Origin of the sequence: Streptomyces sp. NBC_01445, from assembly GCF_035918235.1 — a bacterium.
In the GTDB taxonomy this organism is placed as follows: domain Bacteria; phylum Actinomycetota; class Actinomycetes; order Streptomycetales; family Streptomycetaceae; genus Streptomyces.
In genome coordinates this window covers 4,226,162-4,240,881 of the sequence record NZ_CP109485.1, presented here as the reverse complement: position 1 = coordinate 4,240,881, position 14,720 = coordinate 4,226,162, and the positions used below count along the sequence as shown (strand labels likewise).

The 14,720-nt window shown below is 71.1% G+C and carries 14 protein-coding genes; 8 read left to right on the top strand and 6 right to left on the bottom strand.

Going from position 1 to position 14,720, the window contains the following annotated elements; translation table 11 throughout:
- Position 1: 1 nt before the first annotated feature.
- Together OG574_RS19160 and OG574_RS19155 are read right to left on the bottom strand one after the other, a co-directional pair.
- On the bottom strand, positions 2-880 hold the full coding sequence (locus tag OG574_RS19160; RefSeq protein ID WP_326774227.1) for an alpha/beta fold hydrolase: 879 nt from the start codon (positions 878-880) through the stop codon (positions 2-4).
- A 138-nt stretch (positions 881-1,018) separates the two neighbouring features.
- A complete protein-coding gene (locus OG574_RS19155) occupies positions 1,019-3,154 on the bottom strand; it encodes a DEAD/DEAH box helicase (protein ID WP_326774226.1) in 2,136 nt (711 codons plus the stop codon).
- A gap of 518 nt (positions 3,155-3,672) precedes the next feature.
- On the opposite strand from OG574_RS19155, the gene OG574_RS19150 reads away from it, so the two are divergent.
- The gene (locus tag OG574_RS19150) at positions 3,673-4,407 is read left to right on the top strand and encodes a ferritin-like fold-containing protein (protein WP_100596696.1); all 735 of its coding nucleotides are present in this window, start codon (positions 3,673-3,675) and stop codon (positions 4,405-4,407) included.
- A gap of 28 nt (positions 4,408-4,435) precedes the next feature.
- Here OG574_RS19150 and OG574_RS19145 read toward each other — a convergent pair whose 3' ends face one another.
- The 4 genes from OG574_RS19145 to OG574_RS19130 all read right to left on the bottom strand — a co-directional run bounded on the left by OG574_RS19145 (position 4,436) and on the right by OG574_RS19130 (position 6,288).
- Positions 4,436-4,702, bottom strand: a complete 267-nt coding sequence (locus OG574_RS19145) for a hypothetical protein (RefSeq protein WP_100596645.1) — start codon at positions 4,700-4,702, stop codon at positions 4,436-4,438.
- A 203-nt stretch (positions 4,703-4,905) separates the two neighbouring features.
- Entirely contained in the window at positions 4,906-5,133 is a 228-nt protein-coding gene (locus OG574_RS19140) for a DUF3107 domain-containing protein (protein WP_199841939.1), read from the bottom strand.
- Between the two features lie 150 nt (positions 5,134-5,283).
- Positions 5,284-5,925, bottom strand: a complete 642-nt coding sequence (locus OG574_RS19135; RefSeq protein WP_326774225.1) for a TetR/AcrR family transcriptional regulator — start codon at positions 5,923-5,925, stop codon at positions 5,284-5,286.
- 144 nt (positions 5,926-6,069) lie between these two features.
- Positions 6,070-6,288, bottom strand: a complete 219-nt coding sequence (locus OG574_RS19130; RefSeq protein WP_100596648.1) for a hypothetical protein — start codon at positions 6,286-6,288, stop codon at positions 6,070-6,072.
- A gap of 148 nt (positions 6,289-6,436) precedes the next feature.
- Between OG574_RS19130 and OG574_RS19125 the strand changes: the two genes are divergently transcribed.
- From OG574_RS19125 to OG574_RS19095, 7 genes are all read left to right on the top strand, one after another.
- On the top strand, positions 6,437-7,456 hold the full coding sequence (locus tag OG574_RS19125; RefSeq protein ID WP_326774224.1) for an alpha/beta hydrolase: 1,020 nt from the start codon (positions 6,437-6,439) through the stop codon (positions 7,454-7,456).
- Positions 7,443-9,023, top strand: a complete 1,581-nt coding sequence (locus OG574_RS19120; RefSeq protein ID WP_442816832.1) for a DUF3152 domain-containing protein — start codon at positions 7,443-7,445, stop codon at positions 9,021-9,023. Before OG574_RS19125 ends, OG574_RS19120 begins: the two co-directional genes overlap by 14 nt.
- Before the next feature lie 56 nt (positions 9,024-9,079).
- Entirely contained in the window at positions 9,080-9,172 is a 93-nt protein-coding gene (locus OG574_RS19115; RefSeq protein WP_324905233.1) for an Ms4533A family Cys-rich leader peptide, read from the top strand.
- Positions 9,173-9,356: 184 nt separating this feature from the next.
- Positions 9,357-11,075, top strand: a complete 1,719-nt coding sequence (locus tag OG574_RS19110; protein WP_326774222.1) for an ABC transporter substrate-binding protein — start codon at positions 9,357-9,359, stop codon at positions 11,073-11,075.
- A 4-nt stretch (positions 11,076-11,079) separates the two neighbouring features.
- The gene (locus tag OG574_RS19105; RefSeq protein WP_100596652.1) at positions 11,080-12,078 is read left to right on the top strand and encodes an ABC transporter permease; all 999 of its coding nucleotides are present in this window, start codon (positions 11,080-11,082) and stop codon (positions 12,076-12,078) included.
- On the top strand, positions 12,075-13,064 hold the full coding sequence (locus tag OG574_RS19100; RefSeq protein WP_326774221.1) for an ABC transporter permease: 990 nt from the start codon (positions 12,075-12,077) through the stop codon (positions 13,062-13,064). The genes OG574_RS19105 and OG574_RS19100 overlap by 4 nt, the downstream gene beginning before the upstream one ends.
- Positions 13,061-14,638 carry an ABC transporter ATP-binding protein gene (locus tag OG574_RS19095; RefSeq protein WP_326774220.1) on the top strand — a complete coding sequence of 526 codons (1,578 nt, stop codon included), beginning with the start codon at positions 13,061-13,063 and terminating at the stop codon, positions 14,636-14,638. The genes OG574_RS19100 and OG574_RS19095 overlap by 4 nt, the downstream gene beginning before the upstream one ends.
- Positions 14,639-14,720: the final 82 nt, after the last annotated feature.

The window sequence follows — 14,720 nt, the reverse complement described above, 5'->3', positions numbered from 1 at the left end:
GCTAGACCACGGGCGGGTGCAGATCCCAGAACTCCGCCAGGGCCGTCGCGGTCTCCTGGGGGCGGTCCGTGTTCGGGGAGTGCTCCGCGCCCGCGATGACGGTCCTGCGGGCCGAGAGGCGCGCGGCCATGGAGTCGAGGAGCTGCACCGGCCAGGTGTCGTCGCGCTCGCCCGACAGCACGTGCTTGGGCAGCCGGACGGCCGCCAGCTCGTCGACCAGGTCGGGTTCCGTGCACAGCTGGCGGCCGGTCGCGATGAGCTGCGCCGGACTGTTGAGCAGCCAGCGGTGCCGCAGGGCGGCGGCGTCGTCCGCGCCCGCTCCGGGGGCATCCGTCTCCTCCGGCGCGTCGAGCGCCTGTATCGCGTCCCAGACCTGCGCCATGTCGAGCACCGCGAGTGCGTCCCGCAGCAGCTTGACCCGCTCCTGCTGCGACGGCGAGATCTGGGCCGGGCCCGAGGACATGAGGGTGAGCGAGGCGAACGGCGTCGCGTCGATCAGCACGGCGGCCCGGGCGATCTGCCCGCCGAGCGAGTGCCCCACCAGATGCAGCGGCGTCCCGTCGTCCACGACGGCCGCCTGCGCGAGCACGTCGCGGGCCAACTCCCGTTGTACGTAAGGAGATTCGTCGTCGAGGGGCCCCGTCGACTCGTACTGCCCGCGCCCGTCCACGGCGATCGTGCGGTACCCGGCGGCGGCGAGTGGCACGTGCAGGGCGATGAAGTCCTCCTTGCTGCCGGTGAACCCGGGCAGCAGGAGGGCGGTGCCGGTGTGCCCGGCGTCCTGCGGACCGGCACTGATGGCGGCGAAGTCGCCGCGCTCGGTCCGAAGAACGTGGGCGACGGCGCCGGGCGGCGGGACGAAAACGGGAGGCCGACTCATGCGACGAGGCTAACCGCAGCGCCGCCGCGGGTCATTCGGGGACGGGCAGGGCTCTCCGCGACCTCCGTGACCGTGAACGCCAATGGCCCGGCCCCGCTTTCGCGGGTGCCGGGCCATTGGCTTGCTACGTGGTCCTGCTCAGCTCTCCGTCGGCTCCGCGGCCTTGCGGGTGCGGCGGCGGGGCTTGGCGGGCGCCTCCTCGGCGGACGCTTCGGCGGTGGCCTTGGGGGCCGCGGCCTTGCGCGTGCGCTTCGGCTTCGTCTCCGTGACCTCGGCAGCCGCGTCGGCGGTCGCCTTGGGGGCAGCGGCCTTGCGGGTGCGCTTCGGCTTGGTCTCCGCAGGAGCCTCGACCGACTCGACCGTGTCGGCGACAGCCTCCGCGGTCTTGCGGGTGCGGCGGCGCGGCTTGGTCTCGGCCTCCTCGGCGACGACCGCGTCGGCGGTGGCCTTCGGGGCGGCGGCCTTGCGGGTGCGCTTCGGCTTGGCCTCGGCGACCTCCGTCGCCTCGACGGTGTCCGCCACGGCCTCGGCCTTGGGCGCCGCCTTGCGGGTGCGCTTGGGCTTGGTCTCCGCAGGAGCCTCGACCGACTCGACGGCCTCGACCGTGTCGACGACGGCCTCCGCGGCCTTGCGGGTGCGGCGGCGCGGCCTCGGGACCGTCGCCTCGACGGTCTCGGCGGCCTCCTCGGAGGCGGTCGCCTTGGGGACGGCGGCCTTACGGGTGCGCTTCGGCTTGGTCTCCACGGCCTCGGGCGCCTCGACCGTGTCGGCGACAGCCTCGGCCGTCACGACGGCGGCGGTCTCGACGACGGCCTCCGGCGCGGCGCCCGAACGGGTGCGACGGCGACGACGCGGCGTACGCGGCTCCACCACCGTGGCGTCACCGGCCTCGGAGGCCGCGACCGCCTCGGCCGGAGCCGTCCTCGGCTCGTTCGCCGTCGGGGCGGCCACCGGCTCGCCGTTACGGATACGGCGACGTCGACGCGGCGTCGTACGCGCCGGACGCGGCTCGCGCTCGCGCTCCTCGACGGGAGCCGGAGCGGCCGTGCGGCCACCACGGCCACCGCGCCCGCCACGGCCACCGGTCTCGCCGAGGTCCTCGACCTCTTCGGCGGCAAGGCCGGCCCGGGTGCGCTCGGCGCGCGGCAGCACGCCCTTCGTGCCGGCCGGGATGTTCAGCTCCTCGTACAGGTGCGGAGACGACGAGTACGTCTCGACCGGGTCGGGGAACTTCAGGTCCAGCGCCTTGTTGATCAGCTGCCAGCGCGGGATGTCGTCCCAGTCGACCAGCGTGATCGCGATGCCCTTGGCGCCCGCGCGGCCCGTACGGCCGATGCGGTGCAGGTACGTCTTCTCGTCCTCGGGGGACTGGTAGTTGATGACGTGCGTCACACCCTCGACGTCGATGCCGCGAGCGGCGACGTCGGTGCAGACGAGCACGTCCACCTTGCCGTTGCGGAACGCCCGCAGGGCCTGCTCACGCGCGCCCTGGCCGAGGTCACCGTGGACGGCGCCGGACGCGAAGCCGCGCTTCTGCAGCTGGTCGGCGATGTCCGCGGCGGTCCGCTTCGTACGGCAGAAGATCATCGCGAGCCCGCGGCCGTCGGCCTGCAGGATGCGCGCGACCATCTCCGGCTTGTCCATGTTGTGCGCGCGGTAGACGTGCTGCGAGGTGTTCGCGACCGTCGCGCCCTCGCCGTCGGGCGACGTGGCGCGGATGTGCGTCGGCTGCGACATGTAGCGACGGGCCAGGCCGATGACGGCGCCGGGCATCGTCGCGGAGAACAGCATCGTCTGGCGCTTCGCCGGAAGCATGTTGATGATCTTCTCGACGTCGGGCAGGAAGCCCAGGTCGAGCATCTCGTCGGCCTCGTCGAGGACGAGGGACTTGATGTGCTTCAGGTTGAGCTTCTTCTGGCCCGCGAGGTCGAGGAGACGGCCCGGGGTGCCGACGACGACGTCGATGCCCTTCTTGAGGGCCTCGACCTGCGGCTCGTAGGCACGGCCGCCGTATATGGCGAGGACGCGCACATTGCGCACCTTGCCCGCGGTCAGCAGGTCGTTCGTGACCTGCTGGCACAGCTCACGGGTGGGGACGACGACGAGCGCCTGCGGGGCGTCGGTCAGCTGCTCGGGCTGCGCCCGGCCCGCCTCGACATCCGCGGGCACGGTGACGCGCTCGAGGAGCGGAAGCCCGAAGCCGAGCGTCTTGCCGGTGCCGGTCTTGGCCTGGCCGATGACGTCGGTGCCGGAGAGCGCTACGGGGAGCGTCATCTCCTGGATGGGGAAGGGGTTGATGATGCCGACGGCCTCGAGGGCTTCGGCGGTCTCGGGAAGGATCCCGAGCTCTCGGAACGTGGAAAGCTGCTGCGTAGTCAGGGTGTTGCCTCTTCTGTGAGACGCGGTGCGAGGCGAACGCGGGGGTCGTGACCGTGCCGATTGATCGCCGGTCGCCAGCGAGAGGCGGGCGGGCCGGGTGACGCGGGACCACTGCCGACGCTCGAGCGCTCGTGCCGCTGAGGGCCCCTCCTCATGCCGTACGTCGTGTGACGTACCGCCCGGAGGGCTGTCGGGTCGGAGCCGATCGGGCCACCGACCGGGCATCCTCATTCATGAAGCCCGTCGAAAATGCGTACAAACAGACACGTAAAAGTGTTGCTCGTACCCGGCGGGCTCTTTACCACCATACCCCGGAATCGCGCATGTGCGATGGCCGAATTGGTCACGTAGTCGTCGTCACAGTCATTGACCAGGGACTTCCGTGCGGCGGCCGGCGGGCTATTGTGCGCTTCATGGAGACGCCCGACACCGCCGCCGCAGCCGACGAACCCACCGGAATCGCCGCCCAGGACTGGGCGAAGGCATCCGTCGACCCCCATTACCGCGCAGCGGTCGTGGATCTGCTCGGCGCACTCGCGTACGGAGAGCTGGCCGCCTTCGAGCGGCTCGCCGAGGACGCGAAGCTGGCGCCGACGCTCGGCGACAAGGCCGAACTCGCGAAAATGGCGTCCGCAGAATTCCACCACTTCGAGCAGCTGCACGACCGGCTCTCGGCGATCGGCGTCGCGCCGACCGAGGCGATGGAGCCCTTCGTCGCCGCGCTCGACGGCTTCCACAAGCAGACCGCGCCGTCGGACTGGCTGGAAGGCCTGGTCAAGGCGTACGTCGGCGACTCGATCGCCAGTGACTTCTACCGCGAGGTCGCCGCGCGCCTCGACTCGGACACCCGCTCCCTCGTCCTCGCCGTCCTCGACGACACGGGGCACGCCAGCTTCGCCGTGGAGAAGGTGCGGGCCGCGATCGAGGCCGAGCCGCGCGTGGGCGGGCGGCTCGCGCTGTGGGCGCGACGCCTGATGGGTGAGGCGCTCTCGCAGTCGCAGCGGGTCGTCGCCGACCGGGACGCCCTGTCGACGATGCTCGTCGGCGGCGTGGCCGACGGTTTCGACCTCGCGGAGGTCGGCCGGATGTTCTCGCGGATCACCGAGGCGCACACCAAGCGGATGGCCGCGCTGGGGCTCGCGGCCTGAGGCCGCCTCACCGCCGGTCGGTCACGGCCTAGGCCGGCGCCGACCGGCGGACTGGGGCAGAGGGGCGGAGCAGCAGCGACAGGAGCGCCACGCCCACGACGACCGCTCCGACGAGGGTGGCAAGGGCGTGACCGGAGCCGAGCGCCGTGTGGGTCAGAAATGCCCCGAAGAGCGCACCCGCGATTCCCGTCGGCAGTACGAGCGCCCTGGGCGGGAGCCGGCGGGGCAGGCGGACAGTCGCGGCCCAGCCGAGGCCGAAGCCGAGCAGGGCGGAGCCGAGCGCTTCCAGAAGCATTGTGTGGGGTCCCTCCCGCATTGGCCGTGGTGCAAATCGGTCTTGACCGGTGTACCCCCAGGCCGCGGAATGCAATCCTCCCCGTATGGGTCCGCTGTGCTCGCGTTGTGAAGGCCGGCGCGTCGCGGACAGGCACGGGAAAGGCCCGGTGGCTGTTGCCACCGGGCCTTTCCCGTATGTCTTTCGTGCCGCCGTACGTGTGGTTACACCGGGCCGAAGCCCACCTTGCGCACCGCCGGCTCACCGATCTCCACGTACGCCAGGCGCTCGGCCGGCACCAGGACCTTGCGGCCGTGCTCGTCCACCAGAGTCAGCAGCTGCGCCTTGCCGGACAGTGCCTCGGACACCGCGCTCTCGACTTCCTCGGCGGTCTGGCCGCTCTCCAGAACGATCTCGCGGGGCGTGTGCTGCACGCCGATCTTGACCTCCACGGCCTTGTCCCTCCGACGATCCGTGATGTGCGCGGACGACCGCGCCGTACCCACCACACATTAGCCCGGTGAGGGGACGTACCCGACGTCCACGCTGCACGCCAGGAGCGAACAAGACCGTCGACGCCGTGCGCCGTCCGCCGCGCCTCGTCAGTGGTGGTCGGTGCCGTGCAGCGGGAAGCCGGCGATGCCCCGCCAGGCCAGGGACGTCAGGAGCTGCACGGCCTTGTCGCGCGGCATCGTCGACTTGCTGGAGAGCCAGTAGCGCGCCACGACCTGCGATACGCCGCCCAGGCCGACGGCGAGCAGCATCGACTCGTCCTTGGACAGGCCGGTGTCCTCGGCGATGACGTCGCAGATCGCCTCCGCGCACTGCAGGCTGACGCGGTCCACGCGCTCGCGCACCGCGGGCTCGTTCGTCAGGTCCGACTCGAAGACCAGGCGGAACGCGCCGCCCTCGTCCTCCACGTAGGCGAAGTACGCGTCCATCGTGGCCGCGACCCGCTGCTTGTTGTCGGACGTGGAGGCCAGTGCCGTGCGCACGGCCAGCAGGAGCGCCTCGCAGTGCTGGTCGAGCAGGGCCAGGTAGAGGTCGAGCTTGCCGGGGAAGTGCTGGTAGAGCACCGGCTTGCTGACGCCCGCGCGCTCCGCGATGTCGTCCATGGCCGCGGCGTGGTAGCCCTGTGCGACGAATACCTCCTGGGCCGCGCCCAGGAGCTGGTTGCGTCGGGCACGGCGCGGCAGGCGCGTGCCCCGAGGGCGCGCTGCCTCTGTCTGCTCGATGGCTGTCACGCCGCCTCCCAAGATTGTCCGTGTGCGGTGTGCGCCGCTTCGCCATCGTACTTTTCGGTAACCGTGGTGTGCGCGGTGCGAACGCACAATTTCACGGACCGGACAGCTATGAAAACCGTCTGCATGCGGGCAAATACGGGCAGGTCACCGATAGTCGTCCTCGTCCAGCTCCACCACGCGGGCCTGTTCGGCACGGTCCGCCTCGTTCGCGGCGTCCGGGTCCGCGTCCGCCGGAGGGTCGTCCCGGTGCGGAGCGAGCTCCGTGAGCTGCTCGGCCGCGTCCGCCTCGGGGGCCTCGACGCCGAACTCCGCGTCATCCTCCTGAGCCTCGAATGTGTCGGGATCGGATGGGTCGACCGTCATGGCGGCTCCCTTCCCTCATGTGTCCTTGTGCGTCCTCATGTGGGCGGGTGCCCAGATCCGAGCGTAGGAGACACCAGAACGGGGCGCGATGCGATCTGTGACGGCGAACACACGATCCAGTGCGTGATCGTCTCGTAACATATCCCGCATGTCTTCGACCGAGTCGCCGCGCGTGCCCGCCGCTGTCGCGGCCGTGGGGCCCAAGCCGGCCACCGTCAGGGTCGCGGAGGGCGAGCGGCTCGGCTCGGTCGGCCTTCCGGGGCTCACGCTCACCATCCGCTCCCGCCCCGGCACCCGCGCAGGGCTGCCGCCCGCGCTGTACGTGCACGGCCTCGGCGGCTCCTCCCAGAACTGGTCGGCCCTCATGCCGCTCCTGGAGGACCTCGTCGACGGCGAGGCGCTCGACCTGCCCGGCTTCGGAGACTCACCGCCGCCGGACGACGGCGACTACTCGGTGACCGGGCACGCCCGCGCCGTCATCCGCCACCTCGACGCGGCGGGCCGCGGACCCGTCCACCTCGTCGGCAACTCCCTCGGCGGGGCGATCACGACCCGGGTCGCGGCCGTACGGCCCGACCTGGTGCGCACCCTCACGCTCGTTTCGCCCGCACTGCCCGAGATCCGCGTGCAGCGCACGGCGGTACCGACCGCACTGCTCGCCGTACCGGGCGTGGCCTCGCTCTTCACCCGTCTCACCAGGGACTGGACCGCCGAACAGCGGGTGAGCGGCGTCACAGCGCTCTGTTACGGGGATCCCGGCCGGGTCAATCCCGAGGGGTACCGGGCCGCCGTCGAGGAGATGGAGCGACGGCTTCAACTGCCTTATTTCTGGGACGCGATGGCCCGTTCGGCGCGTGGCGTTGTGAACGCGTACACCTTGGGCGGGCAGCATGGGCTCTGGCGTCAGGCCGAACGTGTCCTCGCGCCCACGCTCCTCGTCTACGGTGGACGCGACCAGCTCGTGTCCTACCGGATGGCGGGGCGGGCCGCGCGGACGTTCCGTTCCTCGCGGCTCCTGACTCTGCCGGACGCGGGGCACGTGGCGATGATGGAGTATCCGGAGACGGTCGCCACGGCGATGCGTGAACTCCTCGCGGATGCGGGGGAACTGACCGAAGGCGACAGGATGAGCGGGCGGGGAGCTGAGGCGGCGAGTGGGACGGCATAGCCGCCGGGGGCCGGCACCGGCACCGGCGCCCGCACCCTTGGACGACGCGGAGGCGGTCGCGGCAGGCCGCGGCCGTCGCCGACGCGGCGCCCCCGATGTCCCACGCCCCACCACGACGGGACCCCAGGCGCAGCAGGGCGCCCCGCGCGGGCAGGCCCAGCCGGGGCCGGCCCCGTACCGCGGCGCACCGCCGAACGCCGGGCCGCCGCGCGGGTTCTCCGAGGCGACGCCCGCGCACGGTTTTCCCCAGGCGACTCCGCCGCGCGGTTTCCCGCAGGCGACCCCGCCGCGCGGCTTCCAGCAGGCGGCTCCACCGCAGGGGCCCACGTCGCGTGGATTCTCAGAGGCGACCCCCGCACATGGCTTTCCGCAGGCGACCCCGCCGCACGGTTTCCCGGCGCAGGGGACTCCGGCTCAAGGGTCGCCCCGTGTGACGCCGTCCCATGGATTTCCGCAGGGCACGCCCGCGCACGGCGTTCCGCACGTGCGGGGTGGGCATCCTGAGCAGTTCGAGGGAGGTGCCCGGGGCGAGACCCGGATGGGCGTCGGGTACGCGGCCGCGCCGGTCGTGCCGGCGCCGCGCAGCAGGCCGCGGCAGGACTACGTAGACGCGTTCGCCCAGCCGCCGCGGCCCCCGCAGCCCCGGCACCCCTCCGACCCGTACGCCGACGTCACCGACTGGGACGCGAAGGGCGGCGAACCCGACGAGGCCGCCGCCGGGTCTGCCGAGGACGAGGAGCCGGGTGACAAACGGCGCAAGGGCCGTACGTACACCGGCATCGCGGCCGCCGCCGTGACCACGGTGCTCGCCGTCGTCGTCGCCGGACATGTCGCCCAGGGGCGCGACGGCAAGGCCGATGCCCAGGCGCAGCCCGCGGGCGGGCCCGACAAGCGGTCGACGAAGGGGTCGGCGTCGCGTTCGGACAACCGGGCCACCCCTGGGGGCAAGGCGCGGCCCGTCATCCCGCTGACGTACGACCAGAAGATGGGCAAGACGTATCCCCTGTCCGCCAAGCTCAAGGGTTCCGGGAAGTTCACGGCGGTGCCCGGATTCGACAAGGCGCCGGGCAAGGGGCAGAAGTTCCGGTACCGGATCGACGTCGAGAACGGGCTCGGGCTCGACGGCGGGCTTTTCGCGCAGGCCGTGCAGAAGACCCTGAACGACGACCGCAGTTGGGCCCATGACGGCGGCAGGACCTTCGAGCGGATCTCCTCCGGAAAGCCCGACTTCGTGATCACGCTCGCCAGCCCGGGGACCACCGGCGTCTGGTGCGAGAAATCCGGGCTCGACACGACCGAGGACAATGTGTCCTGCGATTCCGCCGCCACCGACCGCGTCATGATCAACGCCTATCGGTGGGCGCAGGGATCGACGACGTATGGGAACAAGATCCATCTGTACCGGCAGATGCTCATCAACCACGAGGTCGGGCACCGGCTCGGGTTCAACCACGTGACCTGCGCGAAGAACGGCGCGCTCGCGCCCGTCATGCAGCAGCAGACCAAGTTCCTGACCTTCGACGGAATCACCTGCAAGCCCAACCCCTGGGCCTTTCCCAAGAGTTGAGCCGCAGGGGCAGGGTCGCGTTGACATCAGGCGAAAGTTCGTTCATATTTCTCCGCATGTCGCACCGCCACGCACCCTCGCGCACCGCCATTGAGCTCACGCTCATCGGCGTGACCGGGCTGTGCGTCGCCGACGTGCACTGTTGCTGACGCCCGCCCCTGGCGTGCTGCGTCGCATTTAATATCCCCTTTCCGGTATCCACCCCTAGTTCTTCTCAGGGTTTCCGGTTTCGCGGTTTCCGGCTGTCGACGTGCCTCGGGCGAGTTCTGCGCATTTCCCTGCCTGCTCTCTGCTGCCCAGCGCAGCGCACATTCCCCAAGGGGTCGATTTCCGATGCGTCAACCGTCCGTCATAGCGCGCCGCGTGGCCGCCGCATCCGTCAGCGTGGTCCTCGCCGCGGGCGCCGCCGCCTGCGCGGGGCCCAAGGACAGCGACGCAGGGGGGAGCCCCGACGCCAAGCCGCACAAGGGCGGCACCCTCACCGTCCTCAACTCCAACCCGCAGTCCGACTTCGACCCGGCGCGGCTCTACACCTCCGGCGGCGGCAACGTCCCCTCGCTCGTCTTCCGCACGCTGACCACCCGCAACCGCGAGGACGGCGCAGCGGGCGCGAAGGTCGTACCCGACCTCGCCACCGACCTGGGCAAGCCCAGCAAGAACGCGACCGTGTGGACGTACACCCTGAAGAAGGGCGTCGCCTACGAGGACGGCTCGCCCATCACGTCCGCCGACATCAAGTACGGCATCGAGCGGTCGTTCGCCGCCGAACTCTCCGGCGGCGCACCGTACTTGAGGGACTGGCTGATCGGCGGCGCCGGCTACCAGGGCCCGTACAAGGACAAGAAGGGCCTCGACTCGATCGAGACCCCGGACGCGCGGACCATCGTCTTCCACCTGAACAAGCCCGAGGGCGAGTTCCCCTACCTGGCCACGCAGACGCAGTTCACGCCCGTGCCCCAGGCCAAGGACACCGGCACGAAGTATGAGGAGCACCCCGTCTCGTCCGGCCCGTACAAGGTCGTCAAGAACGAGAACGACGGCGAGCGGATCGTCCTGGAGCGCAACACGCACTGGTCCGCGACAACCGACGAGGAGCGCAAGGCCTACCCGGACCGGATCGACGTCCGCTCCGGTCTCGACTCCTCCGTCATCAACCAGCGACTCTCCGCAGGTCAGGGCGCCGACGCCGCCGCCGTCACCACCGACACCAACCTCGGCCCCGCCGAGCTCGCCAAGGTCAGCGGCGACAAGAAGCTCGCCGCCCGCGTCGGCACCGGCCACTTCGGCTACACGAACTACATCGCCTTCAATCCCAAGGTGAAGCCGTTCGACAACCCGAAGGTGCGCCAGGCCATCGCCACCGCCGTCGACCGCTCCTCGGTGATCAACGCGGCCGGCGGCTCCTCGCTCGCCGAGCCCGCGACGACGTACCTGCCGAACCAGAAGTCCTTCGGTTACACGGCGTACGACCACTTCCCGGCCGGTGCCTCGGGCAACGCGCAGAAGGCCAAGGAGCTGCTCAAGGACGCCGGTTACAAGAACGGCCTGACCGTCACCCTCACGCACTCCAACGACAAGGACTTCGAGACCAGCCCGGAGATCGCCACCGCCCTCCAGGACGCCCTGAAGAAGGCCGGCATCACCGTCAAGCTCCAGGGCCTGGAGGCGAACGACTACTCCGACACGATCCACAGCGCCAAGAAGGAGCCCGGTTTCTTCCTCGCGCACTGGGGTGCCGACTGGCCCTCCGGCGGCCCCTTCCTCGCCCCGATCTTCGACGGCCGGCAGATCGTCAAGGACGGCGCGAACTTCAACACCGGCTTCCTCGATGACAAGTCGGTCAATGACGAGATCGACTCGATCAACAAGTTGACCGATCTTGACGCTGCCGCCAAGCGCTGGGGTGCACTGGACAAGAAGATCGGGGAGCAGGCACTGACCGTGCCGCTGTTCCACCCCGTGTACAAGCGCCTGTACGGACCGGACGTCAAGAACATCGTCATCAGCGACTGGACCGGCGTGCTCGACATCTCGCAGGTCTCGGTGAAGTGACGCGATGACCGAGGCACTTGTGGCCTCGGAGACCGCAGGGGCGGGCGTCTTGACGGCGTCCGCCCCCGTCTCCGGAGCCCGTCAGTTCTGGCGGCGTCTGCGCACGCAGCGCGCCGCCCTCGTCGCGGCGGCCGTCGTCGCCCTGCTCGTCCTGATCGCGCTCGGGGCCCCGCTCCTCGCGCTCATCGAGGGCCAGGACCCGAACACGTACCACCCCCACCTCATCGATTCCGCGCGCGGCGGCGTGCCCGTCGGCGCGTTCGGCGGGGCCGGCGGCGAGCACTGGCTCGGCGTCGAACCGCAGACCGGACGCGACCTGTTCACGCGCCTCGTCTACGGGGCCCGGGTCTCCCTCGGCGTCGCACTCGCCGCCACCGTCGTGCAGGTGTTCATCGGCGTCACCGTCGGCATCGCGGCCGGACTCGGCAATCGCTGGGTCGACCAGATCCTCAGCCGCGCCACCGACGTCATCGTCGCGCTGCCCCTGATGATCCTCGCGCTCGCCCTCATGGCGATCGTGCCGAGCGGCTTCCCCCGGCCCGTCCTCGTCGCCCTGGTGATCGGGCTCGTGGCCTGGGGCGGCACCGCCAAGATCGTGCGCGCCCAGACCATCACCCTCAAGGAACGCGACTTCGTGGCCGCGGCCCGGCTCAGCGGCTGGCCGACATGGCAGATCGCCCGTCGCGAACTCCTCCCGTCGCTCGCCGCCCCCGTCATCACATACGCGTCCCTGCTCGTCCCGACGAACGTCACCGTCGAGGCGGCCCTCTCGTTCCTCGGCGTCGGCGTCAAACCGCCCACACCCTCCTGGGGACAGATGCTCACCGCCGCCGACGTCTGGTACCAGGCCGCACCGCAGTACCTACTGCTGCCCGCAGGCGCGCTCTTCGTGACCGTGCTCGCGCTCACCGTCCTCGGCGACGGCGTGCGCACCGCGCTCGACCCGCGCGCCGCGTCCCGCCTGCGCATCGGCACGGGCCGCAAGCGGGAGGCCGGCGCATGACCGGCTTCCTGCTGCGCAGAGTGATCGGCGCCGCCGTCACCCTGCTCGCCATCTCCGTGATCATCTACGTCGTCTTCTACGCGGCCCCCGGCAACGTCGCCCAGATCAGCTGCGGCCCCCGCTGCTCACCCGCCCAAGTGCAGCAGGTCGCCGACCAGTTGAGGCTCGACGACCCTCTGTACCTGCGCTACTGGCACTTCCTCCAGGGCATCTTCGTAGGACAGGACTTCTCCACCGGCACCGCCGTCCAGCACTGCGACGCCCCCTGCCTCGGCTTCTCGTACCAGACCGACCAGCAGGTCACGCAGCTGATCCTCACCAAGCTGCCCGCCACCGCCTCGCTCGCGCTCGGCGCCATGGTGCTGTGGCTGATCCTCGGCGTCGGCACCGGCGTGCTGTCCGCCTGGCGGCGCGGGCGCCCCACGGAGCGGATCCTCACCGGCATCACCCTCGCCGGCACGGCCACGCCCGTCTTCGTCATCGGCCTGCTGCTGATGATCGTTGTCTGCGGACAGCTCCAGTGGCTGCCCTTCCCGCAGTACGTGCCCTTCACCGACGACCCCGAGCAGTGGGCGTGGAACCTGCTCCTGCCCTGGCTGTCGCTCGCCCTCATCGAGGCCGCCAAATACGCGCGCCTCACCCGCGCCTCCATGCTGGAGACCCTCGCCGAGGACCACGTGCGCACCTTCCGCGCCTACGGGGTCGGCGAACGCTCCATCATCGGACGGCACGCCCTGCGCGGCGCCGTCGCCCCTGTCATCGCCCTGAACGCCAACGACTTCGGCTCCATGTTCGGTGGCGCCGTGCTCAGCGAGACCCTGTTCGGCATCCCCGGACTCGGCCGCGAACTCGTGCACGCCGTCAACGTCGTCGACCTGCCGGTCGTCGTCGGCATGGTCCTCGTCACCGGCTTCTTCGTCGTACTCGCCAATGCCGTCGCGGACGTCCTGTACGCGGTGGCCGACCGACGGGTGGTCCTGTCATGAGCCTCGTCGAAGTGGACGCCCTCACCGTCGAGTTCGGGGACCTGCGGGCCGTCGACACGCTTTCCTTCCGCCTGGAGGAGGGCGCGGCGCTCGGCGTCGTCGGCGAGTCCGGATCCGGCAAGAGCACCGTCGCCTCCGCGCTCCTCGGCCTCCACCGGGGGACCGGCGCGCGCGTCACCGGGTCCGTGCGCGTCGCCGGCACCGACGTACAGGAAGCTGACGACGAGACGCTGCGGCGGCTGCGGGGCGGGACGGCCGCGATGGTCTTCCAGGACCCGCTGTCCTCCCTCGACCCGTACTACGCCGTCGGCGACCAGATCGCCGAGGTGCACCGCGTGCACTCCAGGGCGTCCCGGCGCGCCGCACGCGCGCGTGCCGTGGAAGTGCTCGACCGGGTCGGCATCCCCGACGCCGCCCGCCGCGCGCGCTCACGCCCCCACGAGTTCAGCGGCGGCATGCGCCAGCGCGCCCTGATCGCCATGGCCCTGGCCTGCGAACCCGCCCTCCTCGTCGCCGACGAACCGACGACCGCCCTCGACGTCACCGTCCAGGCGCAGATCCTCGACCTGCTGCACGGACTGCGCCAGGAGACCGGCATGGGCCTCATCCTCGTCACCCACGACGTGGGCGTCGCCGCCGAGAGCGTCGACGACGTCCTCGTGATGCGGCACGGCCGCGCGGTCGAACGCGGAGCCGTCGCCGACGTACTCGGCGCGCCCTCCGCCGCGTACACGAAGGAACTGCTCGGGGCCGTGCCCCGCGTCGACGCGGCACGCCCGCAGCGCCCGGACACGACGGGCGACGTCCTGCTCGAAGCGGTCGACCTGCGACGGGAGTTCGGGCGCGGCAAGCGCGCCTTCGCCGCCGTCGACGGGGTCTCCCTGACCGTGCGCCGGGGCGAGACCGTCGGAATCGTGGGCGAGAGCGGCAGCGGCAAGACCACGCTCGGGCGAATGCTCGTCGGACTCCTCGAACCGACGTCCGGGCAGGTGCTCCTTTCAGGGGCGCGCGCCGACACGGGCGTGCAGATGGTGTTCCAGGACCCCGTCTCCTCCCTCAACCCCCGCCGCAGCGTGGGGGAGTCCGTCGCCGACCCGCTGCGGGCGCGCGGCGACAAGGAGGTGCGCGACCGGGTCGAGGAGCTCCTGGAACGTGTCGGGCTCGACCCGGCACACTACGGGCGCTATCCGCACGAGTTCAGTGGCGGCCAGCGCCAGCGCGTCGGGATCGCCCGCGCGCTCGCCGCCGAACCGCGCATCATCGTGTGCGACGAAGCCGTCTCCGCCCTCGACGTCACGACCCAGGCCCAGGTCACCGGCCTGCTGCGGGAACTCCAGGACGAGCTGGGACTCGCCCTCGTCTTCATCGCCCATGACCTCGCCGTCGTCCGCCAGGTCAGCGACCGGGTCGCGGTCATGCGCAAGGGGCGCGTCGTCGAGTACGGCGCCGTGGACGAGGTCTACGGCGCACCGCAGGACCCGTACACCCGGCAGCTGCTCGCCGCCGTGCCGGCGCTCGATCCGGCCGCCGCCGCGCGGCGGCGCACCGCTCGCAGGGAGCTGGCCGCAGCATGACACTCCGTGACCGAATGGGCGTGTAGCGCGACAGAACGCTACCCGCACGGGAAAGTTACGGCCGTTCACCCCTTTTGGTGGC

Excerpts from the sequence above, each read along its gene's own strand:
- OG574_RS19110 (WP_326774222.1), top strand. The coding sequence starts at position 9,357 with ATGCGTCAACCGTCCGTCATAGCGCGCCGCGTGGCCGCCGCATCCGTC.
- OG574_RS19095 (WP_326774220.1), top strand. The coding sequence starts at position 13,061 with ATGAGCCTCGTCGAAGTGGACGCCCTCACCGTCGAGTTCGGGGACCTG.
- OG574_RS19125 (WP_326774224.1), top strand. The coding sequence starts at position 6,437 with ATGTCTTCGACCGAGTCGCCGCGCGTGCCCGCCGCTGTCGCGGCCGTG.
- OG574_RS19160 (WP_326774227.1), bottom strand. The coding sequence starts at position 880 with ATGAGTCGGCCTCCCGTTTTCGTCCCGCCGCCCGGCGCCGTCGCCCAC.
- OG574_RS19145 (WP_100596645.1), bottom strand. The coding sequence starts at position 4,702 with ATGCTTCTGGAAGCGCTCGGCTCCGCCCTGCTCGGCTTCGGCCTCGGC.
- OG574_RS19105 (WP_100596652.1), top strand. The coding sequence starts at position 11,080 with ATGACCGAGGCACTTGTGGCCTCGGAGACCGCAGGGGCGGGCGTCTTG.
- OG574_RS19130 (WP_100596648.1), bottom strand. The coding sequence starts at position 6,288 with ATGACGGTCGACCCATCCGATCCCGACACATTCGAGGCTCAGGAGGAT.
- OG574_RS19155 (WP_326774226.1), bottom strand. The coding sequence starts at position 3,154 with ATGACGCTCCCCGTAGCGCTCTCCGGCACCGACGTCATCGGCCAGGCC.
- OG574_RS19150 (WP_100596696.1), top strand. The coding sequence starts at position 3,673 with ATGGAGACGCCCGACACCGCCGCCGCAGCCGACGAACCCACCGGAATC.
- OG574_RS19115 (WP_324905233.1), top strand. The coding sequence starts at position 9,080 with ATGTCGCACCGCCACGCACCCTCGCGCACCGCCATTGAGCTCACGCTC.
- OG574_RS19100 (WP_326774221.1), top strand. The coding sequence starts at position 12,075 with ATGACCGGCTTCCTGCTGCGCAGAGTGATCGGCGCCGCCGTCACCCTG.